This window comes from Halochromatium sp. (assembly GCF_046541315.1).
In the GTDB taxonomy this organism is placed as follows: domain Bacteria; phylum Pseudomonadota; class Gammaproteobacteria; order Chromatiales; family Chromatiaceae; genus Lamprobacter.
Genome location: NZ_JBKHDN010000095.1, coordinates 1 through 10060, shown reverse-complemented (window position 1 = coordinate 10060; position 10060 = coordinate 1). Strand labels below are relative to the sequence as shown.

The following is a 10060-nucleotide window of genomic DNA, read 5'->3' as shown; positions in this document are numbered from 1 at the left end:
GCTAGCGAACCCCCTCCTGCTCGAGCTGCTTCTTGAGCACTTCGATCTGCACATCGAGATCAAGGATATCGGCCTCGCGCAAGCGCTGGCGCTGGCGCTGGAATTGCTCTTCGATGGTGATCAGGACGGTGCGAAAGTGCTGCTCTAGCTCGGCCGACTCGGCATGCCGATGGGTGCGGGCATAGCCGTCCGAGACCTGTTCGGCGCCTTCGAGGAAGACCGTCAGGAAGCGCCGGGCGCGGCGGAGATCCGAGGGCCGCTCGGCGATCTGCGCGAGGATTCCCCGCCCCAGGTCGGCGATGCGCGCCAGGCGTTGGCTCAGCTCGCGATTGCCGATCGCCTCGGCGGCGCGTTCGATGGCGATGAGCCGGTCCTCGGCCTCGGCGAGCGCCTCGATGACGACCCGCGATTCCTGGTCCTGCGCGCTCAACGGCTCGCCAACCCGCAGCGGCTCGAGCCCATAGAGCAGATGGTAGCCGAGCACGGCCACGGCGGCGAAACCGAGGCCGACCGCGAGCGAGTGTCCAACGCCGAAGATCGCCGCGACCCAGGTGCCGACCGCCAGCAAGACCGCCGCCAGGTTACGCGGCGGGAACTGCCAGGAGCGTCCGCGCGGGCTGAACCGGCGCCGCGCGGCCGCCCCCGTCGCCGCGGCCGGTTGCCACGCGGCCCGTCGCGTCAACAGCGCCGCCAGCGCGACGAGCACCCAGGCCGTGGCATCCCCGAGAAACCGATCCAAGCGCGCGAGGATCAATGCATTGATCGCCGCGAACAGCAAGGGCGTGGAGAGGATCCATAACAACCAGGCGGCCATTGGGCGCGGATGTGGCTTGGGCGTTATCACGAGGAGAACAGGGAGGAGAACAGGGAGGAAAACACGGGGGAAAACACGGCTTGGCAAGAGACCAGCCCGAGGCTCCAAAACAGGAGCAGCGCGCCCAGGAACCGCGCCCCCAGGCTCGGGCGCGACGGGCCCTGGACAGGCGGTGCTGACGTCGGGGGTTCTGACAGCGGGGATGTTGGCATCGGCGGTTTCGGCATCGGTCTCGTTGGTTGCGGGATGGATCTTGCGTTCGGCGGCGGACAGGCGACACCATAGTAGGAGATCATCGCCGCGCCACCGCAACGACCGGACAGCGCTTTGACGCCAGTCAATGGAACCGGCACGATAGCCCCCGCGCGATCCAAGCTGACCTAACGCAAGCGAGACCCCGATGCGCAGCCAACGGCGGCACCGATTCAGGTAACCTGCGCCTGCCCCGGCAAACATCCGCTCCCTTCCAAAACCGACAACCTGATCCGCAAGCACCGATGGACGATACGCTGAAACGCCTCCTCGATGCCGAGATGAAGGCCGAGACGATCGCGCAGGAGGCCGAGCAGGCCCAAGAGCGCATCATTCAGTCCGCGTTGCGCGATGCGCGCGCCGAGGACGAGCGTTTCACGGCACGCATCCCGGACCTGCATCGCGACTTCATCGCCAAGGCCGAAGAGCGTGCCGAGCAGACCGTGGCCGAGCTGAAACGCCGCTATGACGAGCGCCACACGCAGCTGCGCGAGACCGCCGAAGCACGCGAGGAAGAGGCCCTCGAGGCGGCCTTCAGCCTGTTTCTCGACGCTCGACGCTAGCGCTGCCGATCGCCATGAGCCGCCTGCGCGATCCCTATTTGAATACCCGCGTCTCGGCCATGGCCGAGCGCCTGATCGCTCCCGCCGAGGTCGCGACCCTGTGCGGCCTCTCGCTCTCGGAACTCGCCCAGCGCTTCGGGCTCGAGCGCTTGCTGGATGAGCCGCACGATCGCCGCGCCAAGAGCCGCAGCCTCAAGCAGGCCCTGGTCAACACCCTGCTCGACGAGCTGCGGATCCTGATCCGCCCGATGCCGGCCGAGGAAGCCGGCCTGGTGTTGGCCTGGGGTCGCAAGTATGCCCTCTTCAACCTCAAGGCGCTGCTGCGCGGCAAGCTCTATGAACTGGACCCGGCCGAGATCCGCGCCAATCTCTATGAGCTGCCGGAGCATGTGCGCCTGCCACAACAGGAGCTGTTCCAGGCCGAGGGCGTGCTCGAATTGCTGCGCACGCTGGAGCAGGGCCCTTACAGCCTGATCGCCAAACAGGGGCGCGAGGTGTTCGAACGCAAACGCGATCCCTTCGCCCTCGAGGCCGCGCTCGATCAGCGCTACTACGTCGAGATGGCGCGGCGACTGCAGCAGGTACACAGCAGCAATCAGGACGAGCTGAAGCAACTGCTGGGCGCGCTGCTCGATCGTGTCGGGCTGCTGTGGCTGTTGCGCTTCCGCTTCTCCTACGGGCTCTCGCCGAGCGAGACCTTCTATCAGCTGGTGCCCTCGGTGCGCCTGTTGCATCGCGACCGCCTGCTCGGGTTGGTCAACCTCGACAGCCTCGAGGCGATTCTCGCCGCCTTGCCGGAACCGCTGCATGGCGCGTTGGCCGGCAGTCAGAGCCTGATCGAGGTGCAGCAGCGCCTCGGCGGTTATGTCACCGAGGAGTCGCGGCGCATCCTCGCCAACGGACGTTCGGGCGTCGCGCGCGCCCTCGCCTATCTGATCCTGCGCGAGCACGGCGTGCTCATGCTCTTCTCCCTGCTGCAAGGGCAGCTGCTCGGCCTACCGCGCGAACTCGTGGAGATCGCCATCGAGGCGCGGCCGCCGGACTGCCCGCTGCCGTCCGCTGCATGATGGCGGAGCGAACCTGGCATACTCATCGATCACCCGCACGCAGCCGATCCCGATGTCAACCACGAGACCACAGCGCATGGCGGTCATCAAGCAGCACCTGCTGAGGCTCTGGGCCATGCTGCGGGTGCTATGGGCACACCTTGAGCCTCGGCTCAAGACCGCCGCCGCTCGGGTCGGCCCGGCACTGAGGCGCGCCGCCCGCCAACTCGCCGGCGCCTGGCGGCAGCTGCGCTCAGCCGAGTTCTGGCATGAGATCAGGCTGCGTCCGCTGCCGATGAAGCATGTGCGATTGTTGGTGATCACCGACGATCTGCCGCAGGCCTCGCTGAGCCTGGCGCAGACCGAGAGCTTTCACCCGGACACGCGCCCGCCCGAGGCGCAGCAGCTGAGCGGCCTCCCCGGCCGCGACTATCGTGAGGTCTATCAGCAGGCCCATGCGCGGCTGGAGAAGATCGCCAAGGTGGTGCCGATCGCAGCGGCGGCGCCTGATCTCGACGAGGTGCGGGTGATCGAGCGCGAGGAGCTGCGGGCGATCAATGACCGTCTGGCCGAGCGCTGGGACGAGGCCTCGCGCTTCGAGGAAGGCTTTCGACGCATCGACGAGCAGGATCGCTTCGTGCGCGAACAGCAGGCCGCGCTCGAAAACTTCGGCAATCTGAAGATCGACCTCGGCGCGCTGCGCAACAAGACCCGTTTCCTCGACTTCTATGTCGGCGTGGTGCCGCGCGAGAACGTCAGCCGTCTGCAAGGCGCGGTGACCCTCGCCGACCACCTGCTGTTCACCTTTCTGGAGCGTGATCAAAATACCCACGTGGTCATCGTCGGCCCGCGCGGCGAGAAGGAGGGTCAGCTCGCCTCGGTGCTCGGCTCGGCGAGCTTTCAGCCGCTACCGATCCCGGCCGGCCTCGAGGACGCCAGCCCCGAGCACAAGTATGATCAGCTGGCTGCAGAGCGCGAACGCCTCCAGGCCGAGCGCGCGGCCCTCGGCGCCGAGGTCGAGGCCTGGGAGCAGACGCATCGCGACTTTCTCGGTGCGGCCCGGCAAGCCCTGCTGCTGGCCGCGCCCTTCGTCACCCTCGATCCCTCGATCCGCAGCGCGGGGCATCTCGCCATGGTCTGCGGCTGGGTTCCGGCGCGTGCGGTGGCCGAACTCGAGGCGCGCCTGCGCGCGAGTCTGACGCTGCCATTCGAACTCGATAGCCGCGATCCGGAACCCGCCGAACGCGCCCTCGTGCCGACGGTGCCGGCCAGCCATCGTCTGCTCGCCCCCTTCGCCATGCTGGTCAAGCAGTACGGTATCCCGCAGTACGGCGAGGTCGACCCGACGCCGCTATTCGCGCTGACCTTCCTGTTGATGTTCGGGTCGATGTTCGGCGACATCGGCCAAGGTGCAGTGATCGCCGGCGTTGCCTGGGCACTCCGCGCCAAGCTCGGTCGCTTCTATCGGTTTGGCATCATGGCTGGCCTGTCCTCGATGTTCTTTGGCGTCCTCTACGGCAGCATCTTTGGCTACGAGGAGATCCTGCCCGCGCTCTGGATGAGCCCGATCCATCACCCGATCCTGATGCTGCAGATCGCGCTCGGCTATGGGGTGCTGTTCATCGCCATCGCCTGTGGACTGGCGATCTACAACCGGATCGCGGTCAAGGATCTGAACGCCGCGGTGTTCGGCCATCATGGCGTCGTCAATCTCGTGTTCTATCTGGCGCTGATTTGGGGCGCCGTCGGCATCGCCACCCGCAGCAGCTTTGGCACCGTACCGCTGCTATTGGTCATCGCTGCGCTGATCGCGCTCGCTGGCTATGCCTGGTCTCATCTGCAGGCACCGCCCGGCGAGAAGATCCTGGTGGTCTTCATCGAAACGCTGGAGACCGTGATCGGCTACATCTCGAACACGCTGTCCTTTCTCCGCGTCGCCGCCTTCAGCCTCAATCACGCCGCACTCTCGCTGGCCGTGCTCACACTCGCCGCCATGATGGGACCGGCTGGCCACCTCATCACTGTGATCCTTGGCAATCTGTTCGTGCTGGTGCTCGAAGGCGGCATCGTCATGATCCAGGTGATGCGCCTCCAATACTACGAGGGCTTCTCGCGCTACTTCTCCGGTGACGGACATGAATTCTCGCCACTCAAGCTGCGTCGCGGCCCGGCCTGAACCCTTCGATCCCGCAACCGACCCCTTTATCCCGACTATCGAACCCTGAGGAATGCATCGATGTACTGGCTTGTAGCACTGATCTCGTTCGCCATCGTCGGTCTGATCCTGACCGGCATCGCGCTTGAAATGCGGCCGGCCAACAGGCCGCTGCAACCCCCGCGCTGGACAGCGCCGGCGATGGGCACACAGCTTGTGGTCTTCGTGGGCGCTCAGCTCGGGCTGCTGGTCCTCGGCATCAACGAGGCCTTCGCCCAGGAGGTGGCCAACGGCGCCGGGGACGATGCGATCGAGATCAGCACCGGCATGGGGCTCGCGATCATCGGCGCCGGCATTCCCACCGCCCTCTCGACCATCGGCGCCGGGATCGCCGTTGGCCCCATCGGCGCCGCGTCGCTGGCCGCGATCACCGAGAAACCTGAGAACCTTGGCCGCACACTCATCTATCTGGGTCTTGCCGAGGGTATCGCGATCTATGGCTTGGTCGTCTCGATCCTGCTCTTGAACCGCATTTGAACGGCCAAGCGCCCCCTGCTAAACGCTGCTAGCCCCGCATGAGCGAGACCGATCCCAACCCCAGCCAGGCCGATTCCCAGGCGGCACCGGGCGCGCAAGCCCCGCCCACGCGGATGCTCTTTCTCGGCGACGACAGCCTCGCCGAGGGCTTCGGTGCGATTGGCTTCGAGACGCATCCGAATCCAGCCCCGAGCGACGTCGATCGGCTGTTTCGCGAGCTACTCGCCGCGCGCGAGAAGGCCTTCGTGATCGTCGACGACGAGGTCATGCGTATGGATGTCGAGCACCTGAAACGGGTTCGCCGCGAGGGCGGGCACATCGTCGTCGTCGCTGTTCCACCGCTGTCCGCGCCGCCCCGGCTCGGCAGTGAGGTGGTGGAACGCCTCGCCAGGATGTTCGGCGGCGCCAACCTTCTGCAACCGACCGCGACCAAGGACTCGACGTGACCCAAGTAGACCAGCTCGAACAAGCCATCCTGGCCCGCGCCGAGCGCCTGGCCACGGAATATCGCGAACGCGCACAACGCGCGCGCGACACGATCCTGCGTGAAGCCGCCGAGAAGCTGCGCCTGCGCGAGCAACGCGAGGAGGCCATCGCCAAGTCCCTGGGCGACCGCGCCTATCGCCAGCAGGTCCAGGCCGAGGAGCTGAAGCTCCAGAGTCAACTCGACCTGTTGCGCTGGAATCTGGTGCGGGAGGTGGAGGCCGGTCTCGCCGATCGGATGCGCGCGCATCGCCAGGACAGCACGGCCTATGTGAAGACCTTGACCGCGTTTATCGCCGCCGCCCTCGCCGAGATCGAGCACGATGCGGTCGAGGTGCGCGCCAACAATGCCGACCTGAAGCTGCTCAAGACGCATTGGGAGGAGGTGCTGGCGGCGCTGCCCAACGGCACCCAGGCCCAGCTCGGCGAGGCACCGATCGAGACCCTCGGTGGGGTGCTGATCGTTAGCAATGACGGGCGCATCCGGGTCGACAATAGCTTCGAGGGCCGCCGCGCCCGCTTGCGTTCGCGCCTGCAGCAAGTCATCCTGGAGCGGCTGGTCCCGAGTGGCTTCGACACCGGCAGTATCTTCGGGGGCTGATCGAGATGAGCGAGCGCAACAATCAGGGCTTCGTCCGCATCATCAACGGACCCATCGTCACCATCGATCTGCCGGGTATCCGCAGTGGCGAACAGGTCAAGATCGGCGAGCTGGGGCTGGTCGGCGAGGTCATCTCGCTGAACGGCCGCGAGGCGACGGTGCAGACCTATGAGAGCACCGATGGCGTGCGTCCCGGCGAGCCGGCCGAGGGGCTCGGCTGGCCGCTGTCGGTGGAACTGGGACCGGGCCTGCTCGGCGGCATCTTCGACGGCATCCAACGCCCGCTGGAGAAGATCGCGCTGCAATCCGGCGATTACATCCGCCGCGGGCTGGCGTTGCCCGGTCTGGACCGGGAACGTCAGTGGGAGTTCGAGCCGAATCCCGAGCTTGAGCTTGGTCAGCGGATCGGCCCCGGCGGCGTGCTCGGCTCGGTGCAAGAGACCGAGACCATCGCGCACAGGATCCTGGTGCCGCCGGGGCTCGAGGGCGAGCTGACCGAGCTGGCCCCAGCGGGCGACTACCAGATCGAGGCCACCATCGGCCATCTGCGCGATCAACGCGGCCACAGTCATCGGCTGAAGCTGTTCCAGCGCTGGCCGGTGCGCAAGCCGCGCCCGTATCTGAAGCGCGACGACGGCATCTCGCCGTTGATCACCGGCCAGCGCGTCATCGACAGCTTCTTCCCGCAACTCAAGGGCGGCAAGGGCGCGGTGCCGGGTCCCTTCGGTGCCGGTAAGACCGTGGTGCAGCAGCAGATCGCGCGCTGGTCGAATGCCGACGTGGTGGTCTATGTCGGCTGCGGCGAGCGCGGCAACGAGCTGGTCGACGTGCTCGAGAGCTTTCCGCAGCTCGAGGATCCCTACACCGGCCGCAAGCTGATGGAAAAGACCCTGCTGATCGCCAACACCTCGAACATGCCGGTGGTGGCGCGCGAGGCCTCGGTCTACGTCGGCCTGACCATGGCCGAGTATTATCGCGACATGGGCTACGACGTGGTCATGCTCGCCGACTCCACCAGCCGCTGGGCCGAGGCGCTGCGCGAGGTCTCCGGGCGGCTCGGGCAGATGCCGGTCGAGGAAGGCTATCCGGCCTATCTGTCCTCGCGCCTGGCGGCGGTCTATGAACGCGCCGGTCGCGTCGAGACCTACGATGCCGGCCCCGGCTCGGTGACGCTGATCGGCGCCGTCTCGCCGCCCGGCGGCGACTTCTCGGAGCCGGTGACCAGCCACACCAAGGACATCGTCGAGACCTTCTGGGCGCTGTCGAAGGAATTGGCCGACGCGCGTCATTACCCAAGCATCGACTGGGTGACCAGCTTCTCGGCCCATGTCCACGCCGCCGCCGAGTGGTGGCACAAGGAGGTCGATCGGCGCTGGGAGGCACGTCGCACCGAGGCGCTGGCGCTGCTCGCGCGCGATGCCGAACTCTCGCGCATCGTCAACCTGGTCGGTCCCGAGGCGCTCTCGGACGCGCAGCGCTGGCAGCTCGAGGGCGCCTCGCTGATCAAGGAGGGCGTGCTGCAGCAGAGCGCGCTCGACGAGGTCGATACCTTCTGCTCGCCGCACAAGCAATTCGCGCTGCTCGACCTGGCCCTGTCGATCTATGACAAGGGCATGGCCCTGATCGAAATCGGCGTGCCGGTGAGCCACCTGCAAGACCTGCCGCAGTTGGCCAAGGCGCGGCGCTGCAAGTCGATGTACAACAGCGATCAGGTGTCGAGCATCCACGATCTCGCGCGCGAGATCGTGGATGCCTTCGAGGCGATCCGGCTCGACTATGCCAAGCAGCACAGCGATGACTGAGCGCGCCCTTCCCTCTTGGAGTCCCGTCCCTAGCAGCATGCACCGCCTGTCATGAGCATCAAAGAATACCGCACCGCGAGCGAGATCCGCGGCGGCCTGATCCTGGTCCGCGACACGCCGGGCGTCGCCTTTGGCGATCGTGTTCGCATCAGCGATGGGCGCGGCGGCACCCGCGACGGCCAGGTGATCCGGGCGTCCAACGAAGAGGTGATGATCCTGGTCTTCGAGGGCACCGACGATCTCGACTTAGAGGCAGTCTGGGTGCGCTTCCTCGACGAGCCGGTCGAGATCGCCCTCTCGCCGGAGATCCTCGGGCGCGAGCTCAACGGTCTCGGCGAACCTCGCGATGGCCGCCCGCCGATCCTCTCCAATCTCCGCCGCCCAGTCGCCGGTTCGGCGATCAACCCGGCCGCGCGCAGCTATCCACGCGAGTTCATCCAGACCGGCATCTCCACCATCGACGGGCTGAATGCGCTGGTGCGCGGGCAGAAGCTGCCGATCTTCTCCGGCTCCGGTCTGCCGCACAATCGGCTCGCGGCGCAGATCGTGCGCCAGGCCAAGCTCAAGGATGAGGATTCCAGCTTCTCGATCGTGTTCGCGGCGATGGGCGTGAGCTACGCCGACGCCAAGTTCTTCCGCGACGAGTTCGCCAACTCCGGCGTGCTGCGCAATGTGGTGATGTTCGTCAACCTGGCCGACGACCCGCCGGTCGAGCGCCTGACCCTGCCGCGCACCGCGCTGACCGTGGCCGAGTATCTGGCCTACGATCTCGATCGCCATGTGCTCGTCGTGATGACCGACATGACCTACTACGCCGAGGCGCTGCGCGAGGTCGCGACCGCCAAGGGCGACGTGCCGGCGCGCAAGGGCTATCCCGGTTATCTCTACTCGGATCTCGCCGAGATCTACGAACGCTGCGGGCGCATCCACGAGCGTCATGGCTCGATCACCATGATGCCGGTGGTCAGCATGCCGTCGGACGACATCACCCATCCGATCCCGGACCTGACCGGCTATATCACCGAGGGCCAGATCGTGCTCTCGCGCGAATTGCACAATCAGGGCATCTATCCGCCGGTGCACATCTCGCCGAGCCTCTCAAGGCTGATGAAGGACGGCATCGGCAAGGACGACACGCGCGAGGATCATCCCAAGGTCGCGGCCCAGCTCTATGCCCTCTACGCTCGGGCGCTCGAGACCCGCAACCTAGCCAGCATCATCGGCGCCGATGAGCTGTCCGAGCGCGATCGGCGTTATCTCAAATTCGCCGACGATTTCGACCGGCGCTTCGTCGGTCAGGGCGAGGCCGAGGATCGCAGTATCGAGGCCACGCTCAACCTCGCCTGGGAATTGATCAGCGCCTTCCCGCGCGATAACCTCACGCGCCTCTCGGAGACCGAGCTGGCAAAATACTATCAGGGCAACGACTGACGCGACTCAGCCGTCAAGGAGTCTTCATACACATGCACCACCCCGCCATCAAAGTCGCGCTGAGCCTGATGCTCCTCTCGTTGTCGCCGCTTGCGTTCGCGTCCGACGCTTCGCATGCGATCGATCTGACCGGAACCTGGGTCGGCTACACGGCCATCCTGGTCTTCGTGATCGCCTACGGCCTGGTCATGGCCGAGGAATTCACCCACCTGCGCAAGTCCAAGCCGGTGGTCCTTGCCGCCGGTGTGATCTGGGTGCTGATCGCCTACTTCTATACCGGCCATGGCGGCGACTCGCACGCGGTGGCCGACGCGGTGCACCACAACATCATGGAGTTTGCCGAGCTGTTCCTGTTCCTGCTCGCGGCCATGACCTA

9 protein-coding genes and 1 pseudogene are annotated in these 10060 nt (G+C 66.3%); 9 read left to right on the top strand and 1 reads right to left on the bottom strand.

What is annotated here, in order from left to right; translation table 11 throughout:
• Nucleotide 1 precedes the first annotated feature (1 nt).
• Nucleotides 2-802 (bottom strand): 5-bromo-4-chloroindolyl phosphate hydrolysis family protein, encoded by an 801-nt coding sequence (locus tag ACLFQI_RS07975; RefSeq protein WP_410758379.1) that lies wholly within the window; start codon nt 800-802, stop codon nt 2-4.
• Between the two features lie 509 nt (nt 803-1311).
• Between ACLFQI_RS07975 and ACLFQI_RS07970 the strand changes: the two genes are divergently transcribed.
• From ACLFQI_RS07970 to ACLFQI_RS07930, 9 genes and pseudogenes are all read left to right on the top strand, one after another.
• Nucleotides 1312-1629, top strand: a complete 318-nt coding sequence (locus ACLFQI_RS07970; RefSeq protein ID WP_410758378.1) for an ATPase — start codon at nt 1312-1314, stop codon at nt 1627-1629.
• Between the two features lie 14 nt (nt 1630-1643).
• A complete protein-coding gene (locus ACLFQI_RS07965) occupies nt 1644-2696 on the top strand; it encodes a V0D/AC39 family V-type ATPase subunit (RefSeq protein ID WP_410758377.1) in 1053 nt (350 codons plus the stop codon).
• Between the two features lie 274 nt (nt 2697-2970).
• Complete coding sequence (locus tag ACLFQI_RS07960; protein ID WP_410758380.1) at nt 2971-4851, top strand: V-type ATP synthase subunit I; 1881 nt, start codon at nt 2971-2973, stop codon at nt 4849-4851.
• A 60-nt stretch (nt 4852-4911) separates the two neighbouring features.
• The gene (locus ACLFQI_RS07955) at nt 4912-5367 is read left to right on the top strand and encodes an ATP synthase subunit C (protein ID WP_410758376.1); all 456 of its coding nucleotides are present in this window, start codon (nt 4912-4914) and stop codon (nt 5365-5367) included.
• A 38-nt stretch (nt 5368-5405) separates the two neighbouring features.
• Nucleotides 5406-5813 (top strand): V-type ATP synthase subunit F, encoded by a 408-nt coding sequence (locus ACLFQI_RS07950; RefSeq protein ID WP_410758375.1) that lies wholly within the window; start codon nt 5406-5408, stop codon nt 5811-5813.
• Nucleotides 5810-6451: a V-type ATP synthase subunit E gene (locus ACLFQI_RS07945; protein ID WP_410758374.1), complete on the top strand. Its 642-nt coding sequence runs from the start codon at nt 5810-5812 to the stop codon at nt 6449-6451. The genes ACLFQI_RS07950 and ACLFQI_RS07945 overlap by 4 nt, the downstream gene beginning before the upstream one ends.
• Before the next feature lie 5 nt (nt 6452-6456).
• Nucleotides 6457-8253 (top strand): V-type ATP synthase subunit A, encoded by a 1797-nt coding sequence (locus tag ACLFQI_RS07940; RefSeq protein ID WP_410758373.1) that lies wholly within the window; start codon nt 6457-6459, stop codon nt 8251-8253.
• A gap of 51 nt (nt 8254-8304) precedes the next feature.
• Nucleotides 8305-9684 carry a V-type ATP synthase subunit B gene (locus tag ACLFQI_RS07935; RefSeq protein ID WP_410758372.1) on the top strand — a complete coding sequence of 460 codons (1380 nt, stop codon included), beginning with the start codon at nt 8305-8307 and terminating at the stop codon, nt 9682-9684.
• Nucleotides 9685-9716: 32 nt separating this feature from the next.
• Nucleotides 9717-10060: pseudogene (locus ACLFQI_RS07930) on the top strand (sodium:proton antiporter); the annotation flags it as partial.

Excerpts from the sequence above, each read along its gene's own strand:
- ACLFQI_RS07970 (WP_410758378.1), top strand. The coding sequence starts at position 1,312 with ATGGACGATACGCTGAAACGCCTCCTCGATGCCGAGATGAAGGCCGAG.
- ACLFQI_RS07960 (WP_410758380.1), top strand. The coding sequence starts at position 2,971 with ATGAAGCATGTGCGATTGTTGGTGATCACCGACGATCTGCCGCAGGCC.
- ACLFQI_RS07955 (WP_410758376.1), top strand. The coding sequence starts at position 4,912 with ATGTACTGGCTTGTAGCACTGATCTCGTTCGCCATCGTCGGTCTGATC.
- ACLFQI_RS07940 (WP_410758373.1), top strand. The coding sequence starts at position 6,457 with ATGAGCGAGCGCAACAATCAGGGCTTCGTCCGCATCATCAACGGACCC.
- ACLFQI_RS07950 (WP_410758375.1), top strand. The coding sequence starts at position 5,406 with ATGAGCGAGACCGATCCCAACCCCAGCCAGGCCGATTCCCAGGCGGCA.
- ACLFQI_RS07965 (WP_410758377.1), top strand. The coding sequence starts at position 1,644 with ATGAGCCGCCTGCGCGATCCCTATTTGAATACCCGCGTCTCGGCCATG.
- ACLFQI_RS07935 (WP_410758372.1), top strand. The coding sequence starts at position 8,305 with ATGAGCATCAAAGAATACCGCACCGCGAGCGAGATCCGCGGCGGCCTG.